Genomic DNA, 16,225 nt, shown 5'->3' with positions numbered 1-16,225 from the left:
AAAGAAGCCCAATAACCCCCATTTTTTAAAAGGAGGCCATTATAGGCTTCTTTGTCATGCTTACATTTCTATTTTACGAAAGCTTTACCCTTCTCCTATTACTGCTTGACTTTATATAGTTAGTCTCGATAAGGAAAAAATTATCAATAAAGGAAATGAGGTCATTTTCAGCTTGCTCGATCGCAGCAATGCCTGGGAGTTAACGAAAAAACCCGACTGGCCGGTTTATTAAAAAGCGGGGCGGCAATCAGAAGAGGACGATTTCCTCGTAAAGTCATGTTTTTTCTATGAATTTTTTCACATGAACGTCTTCGACTCTAGTAAACTAAAAGAAATACTAGGAAAAAAAGGATGGCTTACGATGACAACGACCATTAAGGATTTAATGAAGAGCGGAGGACTCCGTGAATGCAAAATCATTGCCGGTCACTCTGGAGTTGAGAGGGAAGTCAAGTATGTGACGATCATGGAGGTTCCCGATATTTTAAATTGGTTAAAAGGCGGGGAGCTTTTGTTAACGAGCCTTTATCCAATCAAAGATAGCGTAGAAAAGCAGAAGGAATTGATTGAGCAGCTCGCTTCAATCGGCACGGCGGCCGTCGCGATAAAGCCGTACCGGTTTGTGGATGACATTCAAGTCATTCTCGTCGAGGCTGAGAAATACGGCATGCCGATTATTGAAATTCCGAAGCATATCAGCTACTTGGATATTCTCTGGCCGGCGGTGAATGAGATATTCGAGAGCAAGGTCATTTTGCAGGAAGATTATGAGCAGGCTGAGCAATTGCTTCAGGAAATTTCGATTGAAGAATACGGGCTTTCTTATTTTATTGATTCCTTGTCGGGGTTAACAAGAAATCCGATTACTGTCGAGAATCAGCCGCTTTATATTGAAACTCCCTTACCGGCGAAAGAGATTGCGCCACTTCTTCCACAACAGATAGAGGAATTGGCGCTGATGAAGCGCTCGCTCCGGATGACGCGAGTGATGAACAACGAAGAGATTGAATGCATCGTCGCGCCGATTGTCGTCGACAAGGAGTGTTTAGGCCACATCACGTGCTGGGGAGTGAATGAGGGGCATCTAAAAGTCGATTTCGCTTTAATGAACAAAGCATCGACGCTTTTATCGATTGAATTTTTAAAGCAAAAAGTGAAGCATGATGTGCAAAAGCAGTACGTGAATAATTTTTTAGTGGAGCTTCTTACGCAGGAGGGGCATAACCAGAAATTTGTGGAGAAATATGCAGCCGAGTTTGCCTTCTCCGCCGACTCCCTGTATGCAGTCGTGTACATCGCCACCACAGATCAACAGAATGGGGAGCAGCTGGATGAGCTGCTCGCGGCCGTGCATCCGTTTTATAAAGGGAGCATCGTTGGGGAAGTGTCCCGTCAAAGTATTTTGTTATTGCCGATTCAGCATTCCGATTTTGTCAGCCTGCGTGCGGACATCCTCGACTTATATCAACAGTTGGAGCGCCATCCGGAGTTAATGGAAATGGTCTCGCATATCGGCGTCGGCAGCTGCGCAAAAGGAATCACGGAATTGCAGAACAGCTATGTCGAAGCCAAACTCGCCTGCGACCTCGGCCCGAAAGTCCGTCATAAAAAAATGGAAGATCGTAAACTGACATTCTACGATGAGCTTGGAATTTTTAAAGTGATTAATTCACTGTCGAATGAAACAACAATGAAAACATACTGTGAAGAAACAATTGAGCCGATTTTGGCGTTCGATGAACAACGTCAGACGAATTTCTTTGAAACGGTCATAGCGTACTTCGAGGAAAACGAACATTTGCAGCGAACGGCAGAGCGGATGAATGTGCACGTCAATACGCTGAAATACAGATTAACGAAGATCGAAAAGCTGACAGGACTCAATCTGAAGACATCCGAGGGCAAACAAATGCTTTATCTCGGTTTAAATATTTATTATCTTCTTCATGCCGGATAAAAATAGTTTTCAAAAAATACGTTTTATAAGAAGGAAAATCGGGAAAGCTAAAGAAGAGTAGTCTTTATAAGCTTTTCCGAGCTTGTTGTCCGATCATGTAAGGAGCGCTTCGAGCAGCAGGGAACGAAATTTCGCTGTTGACAAATCTCTTATTTCTTGTCATAATGATCGTAATTCAACAGTGGTACCTTTAAGTCAGTCCGCGAGACTGACAAGGGCAGCGGAAATGATGAGTTAGGAGACGTGTGGGTACGTCTATCCTTCTGTTCATTATAATAAAGCAGGCATCCTGTTAGAAATAACAGGGTGCCTGCTTTTTGTTTTTCTTAATCGCACTATTTAATAGAAGGAAAAAAGCGGTAAGAAACGAAAAAAGATATGGTATAAATTTTTTAGGAGATCAGGTGAACGTATGAAGAGCAAGGATCAGCAACGGCTGCGTTTCGTTGTCGTGATTTGTTGTGCAATCGCTATGTACGGGCTGGCTTTTTCGCTTTCCCTTTATCGGAATCACACAGGGGATGAACTACTCATTCACGATGTAAGCCGTCTATTCCCGGAACGGGTCGAAGATATTATTAAAGGGAGAGAAGAAGAGGCGTTGGTCAAAGCGGTTCGGCAGGCGAAGGAGGATCATTTGAAGATTTCGATTGCCGGGGCGAGGCACAGTCAAGGGGGACATGCCTTTTATCGAGACTCCCTCCTGCTTGATATGACGGATTTTGATGAGATTCTTTCGATAGATCCGGAGCGGAAATTGATGACGGTCCAAAGCGGGGTAACGTGGGCGGAAGTACAAAACGCTTTAAACCGGTACGGGCTGGCGGTTAAAGTAATGCAGTCATCCAATATTTTTACCATCGGCGGATCATTGAGCTCAAATGTGCATGGACGTGATCCGCGCTACGGCCCGCTGATTGATACGGTGGAATCCTTCCGTCTCTTGACTGCTGAAGGAGAGATCAAAAATGTCAGTCGAAGCGAAAACAAGGAACTGTTTGAGCTTGTGATCGGCGGCTTCGGCTTATTCGGCGTCATACTTGATGTCACACTCGAAGTAACGGACAATGAGCTGTATGCTGGCACGACAGAAAAGCTGGATTATGAGGAATATCCGGCCTATATCGAGAAGCATATTAAAGACGCCGAGGATGTCGGTCTTCACTTTGCCCGCCTGTCAGCTACGCCTGGTTCGTTATTTGAAGACATGTATGTCACGACGTACCGCACCCTGGCGCCTGATGATGAGCGTTACCCTGACTCAACGCAGCTTGAGGAGCTCTCTTTACTGCAGGAAGAGACACATGTTCGAAGAGACAAATTCTTTTTAGGGTTGGCCCGGAACTTTGACTGGGGGAAACGGCTTGTCTGGGACTTGCAGCAAAGGCTGTATGCCAACGAGGACGCTGTCGAAATTGTGAGCCGGAATAATGCGATGCGTCCGCCGGTGGCGTTTTTGGAGTATGATTCTGACAATAATACGGATATTTTGCAGGAATACTTTGTTCCAACAGCCCAGTTTCCTCGTTTTGTCGGGGAATTAAAAGAAATCATCGAAGAGGAAGAGCTTAATGTGTTAAATGTTACGGTCAGGTATACTCCGAAACATGCAGAAGGTTTTCTTCGTTATTCGAATGAAGACACGTTGGCGCTCGTTCTTCTCATCAATCATTCCCTGTCTGATGAAGGGATTGAACAGGTGAGAGCAGCGACGCAGCGTGTTGTCGAGGCCGTTCTTGCTTGTCAGGGCACTTATTATTTAACGTATCAGTCCTTCCCGACACAGGAGCAGATAAGAGCCGCTTATCCTGAAATCGATGCTTTTTTTGCGGAAAAGCGAAAGTATGATCCTGAGGAACGGTTCATGAATCATTTTTATGAGGAGTATCGTCGGGATGAATCTTAAATGGATCGTCATTTCACAAAGCTGGGTGCTGTTTGCGACGGGGCTGGTGTTTCCGTTTTATGTGATTTTTCTGCGTGAGGTGGGTGGGAATTTCTCCGAATTTGGTTTGGCATACGGCTTGTTTACACTTAGCTCCGCCCTAGTCCACCGCTGGATCGGCACGACATCTGACAAGCGGGGGAGAAAAGGGTTTCTCTTACTTAGCACATGGACGACAGCAGTCATTTTTCTGCTTTTTCCAATTGTCACCGCGATTTGGCAGGTATATGTGCTGCAAGTGCTGCTCGGAATTGTGGGTGCAATGCAAAAAACGAGTGAAAAGGCGATGATCGCCGATGCGACCGATGGCGGCAGGCGTGGCGAGAAGATCGGCTCTTATCATTTTTGGGTATCGCTTTACTCCGGCTTCGCCGTGATTGCCGGTGGTTATCTCATTGACTGGTTAACCGTCGATTTGATTTTTTATATCGGCTCCATGCTGCTCTTCATCAGTGGAATGTTCATTTTGAAGATTGAGGAATAGAGTGGGGAAAGAGCAGCGGCTCCGTCCTGCGCAAAATGAGAGTCAAAGAAACCCGCTTTGACTCTCATTTTTTAAAACCGGCGCAGACTCCGTACGCTGCTTCAGAAAGCGACAGCTTGTCGCTTTCTTTTAGTATCCAACAAACATTTGTGTCCAGTAGTGGCGCATGGAGCCGCCTTCTGCGTAGCCGACGCCGAGATGGGTGTAGTTCGGATTTAAAATGTTCTGGCGGTGGCCCTCGCTGTTCATCCATGCTTCTACGACTTCACTCGGTGTCGTTTGGCCGGCGGCGATATTTTCTCCGGCGAAGCTGTAGTTGATGCCAAACTGGCTCATCATCTCAAAAGGCGAGCCATAGGTTGGTGACGTATGTGAAAAATATTGACGGTCGCGCATGTCCTCGGATTTGAGGCGGGCGACTTTTTGCGTTTCCTCATCAAAAGCCAGTGGATCAAGACCATGCTTGGCCCGTTCCTCATTCGTTCGTTCAAGCACTTCGTGTTCAAATGGATGGACATCCTGATCGTCATCGTCCGTGACCGGTTCCGGAGGGAAGGTGATGGCCCGGAAACTCTCATCTAACGCTCTCGCGATGAAAGTGGCAAACTCATCTCTTCTCATGCTGTTGTCCGGTCTGAATGTTCTGTCGCTGTATCCGTTGGTGATTTGGTTGGCGATAAGTGTCTGAATCTCAGAATAGAAGAGATGAGTTTCTCCTACGTCTGAAAATTGATTGTCAGCTGTACCGGACAGCTCAAAGGCACGTTGCAAAATGGCTGCCATCTGTCCTCTAGTTAAGTCGTCGCGCGGTGAATATCTCCCGTTAAAGCCTTGGATAATGCCGGCTTCCGCTACTGCTGCAATTTCGTCGTAGGCGTAAAATTGCGGGCTGACATCAGAGAAAGGTGAGGATGAGGCTTCATCAATTTCCAATTCGAGTGCTCGGGCTATCATGATCGCCGCATCAGCTCTTGTCACCGTTTGCGCCGGCCTGAACGTTTGATCGTCATAGCCGCGGATAATCTCAAGATCGGCGAGGTAATGTATCGCATCGATTCCCCAGTGGGTGGCCGGGACATCCGAAAAGGGAGTATCGGCTGCAGCAGGGGCAGCAATCAGCAGGACGGCGAGAACGATGCTGATACCAAGTTGTATACATCTCACAACAAATTCCTCCTTTTTCCTAAATAGATAGAATAAGCTTAATTATAGCATGGAATAAATGATCATTTTTCAGATTACAAAGATGACGTTGAAATGTAATAGAAACGTGTGAGGAGGCTTGTGGCAACGAGATAAGGAAGGCAAAGAAATGTTTTGCAGATTGATAGAAGGGTATAAGAAAAACTGTGCCAATTCGCTCTCATGCCAGCAAAGAACCGCCTACGAGTGATAAGAAGAGGAGCAGAATAATGAAAATGAAACAAAAACCATTGAATGAGCAGGAATTGCTGCTCATCCTCCGAGGTGTTTATTCGAAAGCAGCATATGAAGTTGAGACGATGAACACAGCAGAAGCTGTAGGGGATATTGCAGCACGGTTACAGCAGTATGTCATGCCGCAGGCTGCACGTGTGCAGAAGGAAAAGAGAAGCAAGTAAAGGTGATACGGGATAGCGTGGATGGTAATGGTAACTGGGCAGGGAAGTGGAAATATGACAGATATATGAACAATGAATCAGCTGACAAAATTCTACAAAATCCATTAGCCTGCTGCGTTAAGATAATGAAGGTGTTCAAAGCTTCCAAGAGTTTACCTCCTTTGATGTGCACGATGATTTAGTTAGGTGAAGGAGAGAGAACAATGTTCTGTAAAAAGGCCATCTTACTATCGGCTATTACCTTAAAGAAAAGAGAAATGTATATAAAAGCAAGATACTTCGGCATGACTGACTCCAGAGTTGTTTCCTGCAGCCAGCAGCTGGACTCCCTGCTGAACCGTTATCAGGCAATTCATGACTAACAGGAAAATAACCGGCTTTGCCAGAGGCTGGACGAAAGGTGAAAAAACAACCTTTTGTCCAGCCTTTTTCTGTAGATTCTTTAAAGTTTACGAAGGGCCATCTCCTAATGGCAGTATATTTTTTGTAGCTCTTCTTACAGGAAAGAAAGGGACTGAGCATAAAGTATCAATTCCCTACAAAAATTTCAAAGTTTCGTAATCTACCTTTTAATTACATAGGAAACCTTGTAAAATTATAGGCGTATATGTTGGAGATTCTCGACAAATGTGTAAGTCATCTATAGTTTGGAGTGAAGAGGTTGAAGAAAATAAATCAAAAACTGGCAGCTTATGTCGTTGGGATTGCGTTAGTCGTCAGCCCGTTTCAGGCCGAAGCATACAGCGGGTTTGGCAATAAGCAATCGTCAACGAAGGACGAAATTTCAACAGGGGTATCGTTAATCCGCGAGCATTATCTTACTTCCGGCGGAACACCCCGCGCGGTGCAAGTACTCGATGTCGCATACCGCAATCCGGCGGTTGATCTTGAGCTTTATCAGCTTTCACCGCTAGGACGGGTACAGACGACTCCGCAGCAGGCGATTGCCAATACATATGACGGGCATTATGTAGTCGGCGCGGTCAATGCTTCGTTTTATAATTTAGCGAATGGAATTCCTGTTAATATGCTCATCAAGCAAAATGAAATTATTAATTACGGAATCCTCTCCAATGATGATGGGCCGGTTAATGCGCCTTTTGCTTTCGGTGTGAACCGTAACGGAGCGCTGACGATCGCTGATTACGAGCCGCAAATGAGCTTTGAGATCAATGGCCAGACGATCCCGCTGACATCTGTCAACGGGCAGCGGGAAAATGGACAGGCTGTCCTGTTTACAGGCGGTCATCAGGCGGCAACGACCGGGGCGAGTCAGTATGCGACCGAAATCGTTGTGACCAACACGTCGAAAAGTGCCAAAAATTTTGCCTTTGGTGACCGTATTACAGGCACGGTTTCCGAGATTCGCAGATTGGGAGAAGGGGCGAACACCCCGATTCCTGAAGACGGTTTTGTCATCTCGGCGAATGGGGGAGCCCTTGCCCAATCACTGGCCGGGGTAGCGGTCGGTGATTCCATTACCGTTGAGGCGCAAATCAATGACACATGGAAAGACGCTGAATTCATGATGGCTACAGGGCCGACTCTTGTGCGCAACGGCCAGGTTTCGATTTCGATGAATGAGTCCGGTTCATTTGCGACTTCCCGGCATCCGCGGTCGGCAGTCGGAATTTCCGGAGATGGGACAAAGCTGTTCCTTGTGACGATTGATGGTCGGCAATCAGGCTACAGTCAGGGAGCTACGTTGCGTGAGCTTGCTGAGTATATGCGCTCATTAGGCGCTTATCAGGCTATCAATCTTGATGGCGGAGGCTCGACGACAATGGTGGCGCGTCTGCCATACTATGAGCAGGCGATTACCGTGAACCGGCCTTCAGAATCAAGCCTAAGAGCGGTGCCGAATACCCTTCAGGTCATTTCGAGCGAACCGCCTAAAAGGGTGACGGAGCCGATGCTTGTCGTCGATCCATTTGAGAATCTGAATAACTGGACAGCGAGCAGTGCGCGGGCTGAAGCTTCGATTTCCTTGTCGGGTCCATACGATCCGGTTCGGGTCGGCTCAAAATCATTGAAACTCACTTATGATTACTCGAAAGGTGAGAGCGGAATTGCCGCGGCCTATGCGAAAGCAAGAACAGCGATTCCTTTACAGGGACGTCCGCTGGAACTCGGCATGTGGGCTTCCGGTGATGGGGCGGAGCACTGGCTGCGGGCGACGGTTATTGACGGTAATGGACAAAGACATACAATCAATTTCACCGAGGAAAACCAATTTAATTGGACAGGCTGGCGTTATGTGCGGGCGCAGCTGCCTGCTGATGCCCCTCAGCCATTTAAGGTGGAACAAGTTTATACGGCGCAAGGAAGCGCAGAGAAGCAAGGGAAGGGTGCCGTCTTCTTTGACCAGCTGGAAGCGATCTATCAATCTTCCTATCAAGTCGAACGGTTTAAGGATGTTTCCTCTTCCTTCTGGGCGCGTCAGTCGATTTTAGCGCTGAATGACCGCAATGTGATCAGCGGCTATAGTGACGGATCATTCCGGCCGGGTGAAGCGATCTCGCGTGAGCAGACGGCGATCATGATTGCACGGGCTCTTAACTTGTCCGCGGGGAATCACCGTCCGGCCTTTAATGATGTCACGTCCCAGTCGTTTTACTATGATGCGATTGCCGCGGTTGACCGGGCAGGCATTATGAGCGGAAAATCAGCATCAAGCTTTGACCCGAAAGCAACGTTGACGAGAGCGGAGATGGCGACAATTCTTCAGCGTGCGTACAGCATTACAGGGCAATCGTCCGAGCCGTTCCCTGATGTGGCAAGCACGCATTGGGCCTATGAAGCGATTGATGCGTTAAAAGCGAACGGAATTGCTCAAGGCCAACCCGGCGGTGGATTTGGTCCTGCCTTACCAACGACAAGAGCTGAATTCTCAGTCTTCCTTGATCGGGTTAGTCAGTAAATTAACAGCAATCTCCAACTATTTTTATCTATCAGTATAATGATAGAATGAGAAAGATTCATAAAAGTCATTATTCTGTGGGAAGGGCTGCTTTGCAGCCCTTAAGAAAGGAGCTTTTTTTTGAAACACTTTCTTGCTATTTTATTCGTTTTAAGTACGGTTTTCTTTCAGGCTGGTGCAAGTGTAGAGGCGGCGGATGATTTAACAGGTCATTCACTCGAAACTGAAATGCGTGAGGCCGTTGCCCGTGGAATTATGGCGGGGTACGGGAATGGACGCTACGGGCCGGATGACGCGGTTACTCGTGCCCAATTCGCGACGTTCCTGGCAAGGGCGCTTGAGCTTCCATCCGGGACAGCCTCTTTCAGTGACGTACCGGCTTCTCATCCATTAGCGGGAGGAATTGGACGGGCTTCAAAAGCGGGAATCGTTGGCGGGTATCCGGGAAATGTTTTTCGTCCTGAGGAAAATATTTCGCGTGAACAGATGGCTGTGATGATTGATCGGGCGCTGGAATATAAACAGGTGCAGCGTACACCAATCGCCTTAACCTTTACGGACACGGAGCAAATCCATCCGACGTTCCGGACGGCGGTTGCTCATAATGCTTATTTCGGCATTATTCAAGGAATGCCGCAAGGGAACCAGCGCTTTCGTTTTGGTCCAAAAGATGACGCGACCCGCGCTCATGCGGCTGCGTTCATGATTCGGATGCTGAAAGTGGCGGAAACCGGCACAGGAAATACGGAGCTTTACCATGTCGGTACGGTTGATTCCGGCGGTCAAGTGCGCCTTCAGCCTCAGCCGTATTTGAGCTATCGTGATGCAGAGCAGGCCGGAGCCGAAGTTATTGTGAAAGGTGAGAAAATTTTAAAAATGCAGGGCGGAATGGTGGCAGCCTCGCCATCAGCCGGAGAATCAACGACGAGAATTTTTGCTTCCAATAAGACGACTCAGCTCACTTATGTCATGGGTGGCGCTGAACTGGAATATATCGGCTCTGATGAAGAGTGGGTTGAAGTACGCTATGCGGATAGCACCGGCTTTGTCCGCCAAAGGGACGCGAAGCTGATTCCGACAGGGATGTTGCAGGGACGCTCTTATTATCAGTCGGTCAACGGCGTCCTGCGGCATTATGTCTATAATCCGCTGACGAATGCGACAGGAATGTATTATTACGGAGACGCACCATCGTTTATGCAGGAAAATGAGCGTTATTACAGCCGCAATGGACGTGATTTCTATAATACGTCCGGTCAAAAGGTTGGCGAAGCTTATCAATACTTTAACTATTTGCCATTGCGTACGAAAACAAATTACACAGCTGAGGACTTGAACCGCTATATTCGTTCCGTAACGACGGAGATTAACGGAAAAGTCGTCGCTCAGGAAAGTCCGCTGCGCAATTTGGGGCACGTTTTTAAGCAGGCTGAAGAGCGATATGGCATCAATGCTCTTTATTTATTCGCCAAGGCGATCCATGAGAGCAGCTACGGGCTAAGTGAAATTGCCAATCAGCGTAAAAATCTATTTGGCTATCAGGCGTATGACCGTGATCCGCTCGGCAACGCCAAACCGTTTGCCAGCTTTGAAGAGTCAATTATGTTTGTCGCTGAAGCGATGGATGAACGCTATTTGACGCCTGACGGGGTGAATTATCGCGGCGCGGTTCTTGGAAATAAAAGCTATGGAATGAATGTCAATTATGCCTCAGATCCATTTTGGGGACAGAAGATCGCAGGCCATATGTATCGAGCCGACACGTATCTCGGTAAAAAAGATTATGGCTACTATACGATCGCCAGAACAACGGAAGCATTGAATGTCAGACCGGAACCAAATACGAGACTGGCTTCACAATATCAATATCCGGGGGCAAACTATTTTGTCGCCTTGCTTGAAAGCACGAATCAATCTGACGGCACATGGCACAGAATCTATTCGGATCATAAGGATCATGAATTTGGCTATGTCCATGGGAATTATGTGCAGCCGGTTTCAATTATGAAGCGTTAAATATGATTTGAGGGTCAGCTTTACTAGTAAGTTAGCAGAACCCTGCGTCAGGTTTCCGATGGCGCAGGGTTTCGCCAGCTTTTCACTCCGATACATGTTTAATGGAAAGGGGAGTAAGTATTGATGAGTGGAAAAAGGATTTTCATCGCAGTCTTCATCATCGCTTGTACACTTTTTTTAGGGGCGACCTATGCGGCAGCAGCTTCGGAAGGGACTGTTACGAGCGGTTCAACTTTAAATGTTCGCGCGGAGCCTTCCACGACAAGTGAACGTATTGGTTCTCTTCAGCCAGGGGCGACGGTGACGATCATCCGCACGTCGGGAGATTGGCATCAAATCCAGCTGCAAGGCCGTAACGGATATGTACATAAGGATTACATCACGGTTAAATCATCGGCTTCAGCGAATGATATCTCCATTTATGTGAATAATCAAAAACTGGAGCCGACGATTTCAAAGGTTCCTATGGAGAATAATCATGTACTCGTCCCGTTTCGGGTGATTGGCGAAGCTTTGGGGATTGATGTCAAATGGCAGCAGCAAATAAAGCAGGTCACCGCCCGCGAAGGGGGAACCGAAGTTATTTTAACGGTGAACAAGGAAGAGGCAAAGGTGAACGGGCAAACGCTGCAAGTCAGCCCGGCCCCTAAAATCATTGAAAACAGCACAGTGATTCCGTTGCGCTTCTTTGCGGAAGCATTTGGGAAAGACGTTTCCTGGAATCAGGCGACAAAGGAAGTCCGGGTCAATAGCAGCACGGCTGCTCCGCCGGTTCAGCAGCCGCCTGAGACAGATGTAAAAGGGGCTTACTCCGGGCAAGTGAGCCGCGCGGATTCCCTTCAAGTACGAACAGGTCCGGGAACTCAGTATGAATCGATCGGCCAGCTTTCAAAAGGAGCCCGTGTTGAGGTTTCCGGCTTTTCCGACCGTTGGGCGAAAATCAGCTTCAATGGCCGGGAGGCCTATGTTCATTCCTATTATCTTGACTTGTATGCCGGTAATCAGCAACAGAAAATGCTCGGCCAGCCGACGATTTCTGAAGTAAGCAATACAACAACTGTCACCTGGCCGAAAATCGGGGGGACGGTCGCCAGCTCCCATAGTCAGTCAGGCAATAAAGTAACAATTCAAACTGACGCTGTGGAAGTGGAACAGCTGACACGCGCAGTGAAAGGCGTAGCCGATTTCGCCATCTCCAACCAGTCCAATGGCAAAACGATTACCTTTACGGTCAGCGACGGCTATCAGGCGGCTGTCAGCCACACGACTGGCGAACTGATTATCAATGTGACGCCGAAAGTAGCTGGAAAGCCATTGTCCGGTAAGAAAATTGTCATCGATCCGGGACATGGAGGCAGTGATCCGGGTGCGACGGCCAATGGCCTTCAGGAAAAAGAGCTTGTCCTCGATGTTGGCCTCCGTACGGAGAAGCTGCTTCGTGAAGCGGGCGCCAATGTTATCATGACCCGTGATGCCGATGTGTATCCATCCTTGTCCGACCGCGTAAAGGTCGCCCATGATGTCAATGCGGAGGTCTTCATCAGCATTCACGCCAATGCGGCCGGTTCTGAAGCGGCAAAGGGAACGGAAACGTATTGGTATGCGACTTATTCCGCTGCGAACAGCGAAAAGCTCGCCAACTCGATTCATAAGCGGCTGATCGCCCACCTTGGAACGACAGACCGCGGTGTGAAGCAGGGGAATTTCCAGGTGATTCGTGAAACGAGAATGCCAAGTGTTCTGCTTGAGCTCGGTTTTATCACCAATCCATCTGAAGCGGAATTGCTGAAAAAGGATTCCTTCCGTCAAAGCTCAGCGCAGGCGATTTATGAAGGATTGTTAGATTACTATAAATAAGAAAAAAAGATGATTTCCGTATCACGCGGAAATCATCTTTTTCATGCCCCTTCAAAGAGAGAGGCTTATTTAGTTGGCGAGTAGGCTTTCCATTTCGATAGGTCGAGCTCTTCTTTTGTCACCATCTCTTTCGGGAAAATAAACGTCCACGGCTTGCTCGTATTGGCTTTTACCGTGAAATCATCAAGCTTGAAGCCGCCTTTGGCGACTACTTCGCCGCTTGCGTCTTCGACATGAAGAGGCAGCTGCTCAAGGTTAATGTTCTTTTCCGTACCATTCCGGATCAGCATGGTAACGTGAAGGTCACCTTTCTCGTCCTTCTTCGCCTGAAGGCCCATGAAATTGACTTCGCCCGGCTTAGGCGGCTCGATTTTCTCGACCATTGCTTCCAGCTGCTGCTTGCTTTCCTTGGCAAGCGATGATTCCCATGACTTCGCCAAGTCGAGCGAATGCTTGCGCGAAGATGGCTTCAGTTGAAACGCGAGCTTCCAGCCGGTCGATGGCAATTCAGTGGTGAACAAGTCCTTGTCGCTGAACTTGAAGTACCATGGACGGCTGCTTCGTGCCGGGATCTCACCGACTTCTTTTAAATTGAATGCCTTTCTGCCAAGAAGAGTGCCATCCTCATTAAGTAAGACGAGCGTGACATCTTCGAGCGTAATCGCTTTGTCGAGACTGTTGCGAATAAAAGCTGTTACGCGGAAAAGACGCTCATTTTCAGGCAGTAAGCTGATCCCGGAAAGAGAAAGCTGGTTTGGCTTAAGAGGCTCGCATTCCAGGTTGAGAAATTGAAACGCATAAAAATCTTCCTTGGCCAGGTTCCAGGCAGGGTGAATCGACAATTCGGTTTCAATTTCCTCATCACCGCTGGAAGAAGACTCGTTAAGAAGCTCCTCTGAAGAGACCGGACTCTCCTGACCCGCTAATTCAGGTTTTTCATTTTTGTTTTTATTAAAGAATGGTAACATGCTTCGTTCCTCCTCATTTTCTCCTCTAAGCCAATCGTTATCTCGATTGCAGCTCGGCTTCTTTCTCTTTGAATCGCTTGACCACTCGTTGGAATTGAAGGCTGACATCACGTTGCAGTCCGCTGTACATCATCTTAAAAAGCTCAAACCCTTCGCGCGTATAAATCCGCATCGGGTCTTCCTGGCTGTAACCGCGCAGCCCGATTCCTTCCTTCAGGCGGCTCATCTCTTCAAGATGACGTTGCCAATGAATATCAATATTCATCAAGATCACCTGTCTCGCTGCGATCTGCCCTTCCGGATCCTGACTGAATTCATCGAGGACGTCGGTTACTTTTGCTAATGCCGGCGCGATATGGGCTTTTACATCATCCAGATCTTCCGGACGCTTCGTAAATGGCTCCAGATCCGGTAGAAGCAGCTGCCCGTATTTGACCAGGTCATCGAGCTGCCATTCTTCCGGCAAAAGCTCTTCCGCACAGTATCTGGCAATATGATCTTCGACCGTCGCTTCGACCATCGGCTTGATTAGAGCAGGTGTATCCTCCTGTTCGAGCGCGCGGTTGCGCAATGAATAAATGACGCCGCGCTGCTCGTTAATAATATCATCGAGCTTGAGCGTATATTCACGGGCGGCGTAATTATGATCCTCACACATCCGCTGCAGCCGGTCTACTAACGGATAAACATCTTCATTCGTAATCAAACCGTTTTGGTCGCAGTTATTCTGCGGATCGAATTTCTCTATATCCTCACGTCCGAAGCGCTGCAGCATTTCGTCGGCAAGCGAGATGAAAAATTGCGTCTCTCCCGGGTCTCCCTGACGTCCGGAACGACCGCGCAGCTGGTTGTCAATCCGCCGGCTTTCATGACGCTCGGTTCCGATGACAAATAGACCGCCAAGCTCAGCTGCTCCTTCTCCGAGCATAATATCCGTTCCACGGCCAGCCATATTCGTTGCGATCGTGACTTGGCCTTTTTGACCGGCGAGGGAAATCAGCTGGACTTCTTTTTCGACGCTTTTGGCGTTTAACAATTCATAAGGAACTTGAATCTCGTCAAGATAGGTCGCCATCGTCTCCGATTGAATAATCGAGGTCGTTCCGATCAAGACAGGCTGTCCCTTTTCATGCCGTGCCTGAACTTCCTTCGCTACTGCCCGGTATTTATCTTCGGCAGTGGCAAAGACGAGCTCCTTATGATCCTGGCGAATTCGCGGTTTGTTCGTCGGAACTTGAACGACATCCATCCCGTAGAGCATTTGGAATTCGCGCTCTTCGGTCTTGGCGGTTCCTGTCATCCCCGACATTGTCGGATACATGCGGAAATAGTTTTGGACGGTAATGGAAGCTCTCGTTTTGTTTTCTTCGGTAATCGTCAGTCCTTCTTTTGCTTCCAGTGCCTGGTGAAGTCCATCGCTAAACGTCCGTCCTTCCATCACCCGTCCGGTGAACATATCGACAAGATGAAGCTCGCCGTCCTTGACGATGTACTCGACGTCCCGTCTGAACATGACGCGTGCCCGAAGTGCCTGAATCATAAAATGATAAAGCGTCTGATGCTCCAGGTCATACAGGTTATCGATTCCGAAGGCCCGTTCGATTTTTGTAATGCCCTGATCGGTTAAGCTTGCCGCTTTTAACAGGCTGTCATACATATAGTCCTCATTTTCTTTAAACCCTCTGGCAACTTTAGCGCCGATATAATAAAGATTTGGACTCACCTGGGTTTTTGAAGCGATAATAAGCGGTGTTTTCGCTTCATCGACAAGAACGCTGTCGATTTCATCGATAATCGCAAAATGATAAGGGCGCTGCACCCGCTGGCTGACATCTGTCACCATATTGTCACGAAGATAATCAAAGCCGAACTCATTTCCGACCCCGTACGTAATATCAGCCTTGTAGGCCACCTTTTTCTCGTCGGGGGTGAGCATCGGCACATTCAGGCCGACTGTCAGCCCGAGAAATTCATGAACCTGACCAATCAGTTCACGGTCACGCTTTGCTAAATATTCATTTACAGTAATGACATGGACCCCTTTGCCTTCTAAGGCGCGCAGGTAACTCGGCAAGGAAGCGACGAGTGTTTTTCCTTCGCCGGTTGGCATTTCGGCAATATCGCCGTCATTTAACACAAGTCCGCCAATTAATTGCACGTCGTAGTGGCGAAGGCCAAGCACGCGCTTGGCGGCCTCCCGCACGACGGCGAAAGCTTCGACTTTTATGGATTCAAGCTCGGCACCATTTTGTAATTGTTCTTTAAAGTAAACCGTTTTATGTTGGAGCTCTTTATCGGAGAGCTTCTCCAATTCTGGTTCAAGATTATTGACTTCCGCTACAACCTTTTCATACTTCTTGATTTTTCGTTGTTGTTCATCGCCAATAAGCTTCTTTATTGAGCGTAGCATTAGCTTCTCTCCTTCATTAGACATCATTTGTAAGTATAACACGACTTTATGAACCATTAATAGAGAA

Annotated in this window: 11 protein-coding genes; 8 read left to right on the top strand and 3 right to left on the bottom strand. The window is 47.9% G+C overall.

Annotated features, from left to right (window positions below; genetic code table 11):
- Positions 1 to 361 precede the first annotated feature (361 nt).
- The 3 genes from M3202_RS19095 to M3202_RS19085 all read left to right on the top strand — a co-directional run bounded on the left by M3202_RS19095 (position 362) and on the right by M3202_RS19085 (position 4,386).
- On the top strand, positions 362 to 1,957 hold the full coding sequence (locus M3202_RS19095) for a PucR family transcriptional regulator (protein WP_251224831.1): 1,596 nt from the start codon (positions 362 to 364) through the stop codon (positions 1,955 to 1,957).
- A gap of 412 nt (positions 1,958 to 2,369) precedes the next feature.
- The gene (locus M3202_RS19090) at positions 2,370 to 3,863 is read left to right on the top strand and encodes an FAD-binding oxidoreductase (RefSeq protein ID WP_251224830.1); all 1,494 of its coding nucleotides are present in this window, start codon (positions 2,370 to 2,372) and stop codon (positions 3,861 to 3,863) included.
- The gene (locus tag M3202_RS19085; protein WP_251224829.1) at positions 3,853 to 4,386 is read left to right on the top strand and encodes an MFS transporter; all 534 of its coding nucleotides are present in this window, start codon (positions 3,853 to 3,855) and stop codon (positions 4,384 to 4,386) included. Before M3202_RS19090 ends, M3202_RS19085 begins: the two co-directional genes overlap by 11 nt.
- A gap of 129 nt (positions 4,387 to 4,515) precedes the next feature.
- Here M3202_RS19085 and M3202_RS19080 read toward each other — a convergent pair whose 3' ends face one another.
- The gene (locus tag M3202_RS19080) at positions 4,516 to 5,550 is read right to left on the bottom strand and encodes an S-layer homology domain-containing protein (protein ID WP_251224828.1); all 1,035 of its coding nucleotides are present in this window, start codon (positions 5,548 to 5,550) and stop codon (positions 4,516 to 4,518) included.
- Positions 5,551 to 5,798: 248 nt separating this feature from the next.
- Between M3202_RS19080 and M3202_RS19075 the strand changes: the two genes are divergently transcribed.
- From M3202_RS19075 to M3202_RS19055, 5 genes are all read left to right on the top strand, one after another.
- The gene (locus tag M3202_RS19075; protein WP_251224827.1) at positions 5,799 to 5,987 is read left to right on the top strand and encodes a hypothetical protein; all 189 of its coding nucleotides are present in this window, start codon (positions 5,799 to 5,801) and stop codon (positions 5,985 to 5,987) included.
- Between the two features lie 203 nt (positions 5,988 to 6,190).
- The gene (locus tag M3202_RS19070) at positions 6,191 to 6,349 is read left to right on the top strand and encodes an aspartyl-phosphate phosphatase Spo0E family protein (RefSeq protein WP_251224826.1); all 159 of its coding nucleotides are present in this window, start codon (positions 6,191 to 6,193) and stop codon (positions 6,347 to 6,349) included.
- A 299-nt stretch (positions 6,350 to 6,648) separates the two neighbouring features.
- The gene (locus tag M3202_RS19065; protein ID WP_251224825.1) at positions 6,649 to 8,907 is read left to right on the top strand and encodes a phosphodiester glycosidase family protein; all 2,259 of its coding nucleotides are present in this window, start codon (positions 6,649 to 6,651) and stop codon (positions 8,905 to 8,907) included.
- Between the two features lie 120 nt (positions 8,908 to 9,027).
- Positions 9,028 to 10,923, top strand: coding sequence for an S-layer homology domain-containing protein (locus M3202_RS19060; protein ID WP_251224824.1), 1,896 nt, complete (start codon positions 9,028 to 9,030; stop codon positions 10,921 to 10,923).
- 123 nt (positions 10,924 to 11,046) lie between these two features.
- Entirely contained in the window at positions 11,047 to 12,780 is a 1,734-nt protein-coding gene (locus tag M3202_RS19055; RefSeq protein ID WP_251224823.1) for an N-acetylmuramoyl-L-alanine amidase, read from the top strand.
- Positions 12,781 to 12,845: 65 nt separating this feature from the next.
- On the opposite strand, the gene M3202_RS19050 is transcribed toward M3202_RS19055, so the two are convergent.
- Both M3202_RS19050 and secA2 read right to left on the bottom strand, forming a co-directional pair.
- The gene (locus M3202_RS19050) at positions 12,846 to 13,748 is read right to left on the bottom strand and encodes an accessory Sec system S-layer assembly protein (RefSeq protein WP_251224822.1); all 903 of its coding nucleotides are present in this window, start codon (positions 13,746 to 13,748) and stop codon (positions 12,846 to 12,848) included.
- Between the two features lie 37 nt (positions 13,749 to 13,785).
- Positions 13,786 to 16,158 carry an accessory Sec system translocase SecA2 gene (secA2, locus tag M3202_RS19045; RefSeq protein WP_251224821.1) on the bottom strand — a complete coding sequence of 791 codons (2,373 nt, stop codon included), beginning with the start codon at positions 16,156 to 16,158 and terminating at the stop codon, positions 13,786 to 13,788.
- Positions 16,159 to 16,225: the final 67 nt, after the last annotated feature.

This window comes from Halalkalibacter oceani, assembly GCF_023715605.1.
GTDB lineage: Bacteria > Bacillota > Bacilli > Bacillales > Bacillaceae_D > Halalkalibacter > Halalkalibacter oceani.
The sequence above is the reverse complement of the archived record's forward strand: the minus strand, read 5'-3'. Positions and strand labels throughout refer to the sequence as shown.

Bases quoted from the DNA above. Each gene is read 5' to 3' on its own strand.
- M3202_RS19095 (WP_251224831.1), top strand. From the start codon at position 362: ATGACAACGACCATTAAGGATTTAATGAAGAGCGGAGGACTCCGTGAA.
- M3202_RS19090 (WP_251224830.1), top strand. From the start codon at position 2,370: ATGAAGAGCAAGGATCAGCAACGGCTGCGTTTCGTTGTCGTGATTTGT.
- M3202_RS19085 (WP_251224829.1), top strand. From the start codon at position 3,853: ATGAATCTTAAATGGATCGTCATTTCACAAAGCTGGGTGCTGTTTGCG.
- M3202_RS19075 (WP_251224827.1), top strand. From the start codon at position 5,799: ATGAAAATGAAACAAAAACCATTGAATGAGCAGGAATTGCTGCTCATC.
- M3202_RS19070 (WP_251224826.1), top strand. From the start codon at position 6,191: ATGTTCTGTAAAAAGGCCATCTTACTATCGGCTATTACCTTAAAGAAA.
- M3202_RS19055 (WP_251224823.1), top strand. From the start codon at position 11,047: ATGAGTGGAAAAAGGATTTTCATCGCAGTCTTCATCATCGCTTGTACA.
- M3202_RS19050 (WP_251224822.1), bottom strand. From the start codon at position 13,748: ATGTTACCATTCTTTAATAAAAACAAAAATGAAAAACCTGAATTAGCG.
- secA2 (WP_251224821.1), bottom strand. From the start codon at position 16,158: ATGCTACGCTCAATAAAGAAGCTTATTGGCGATGAACAACAACGAAAA.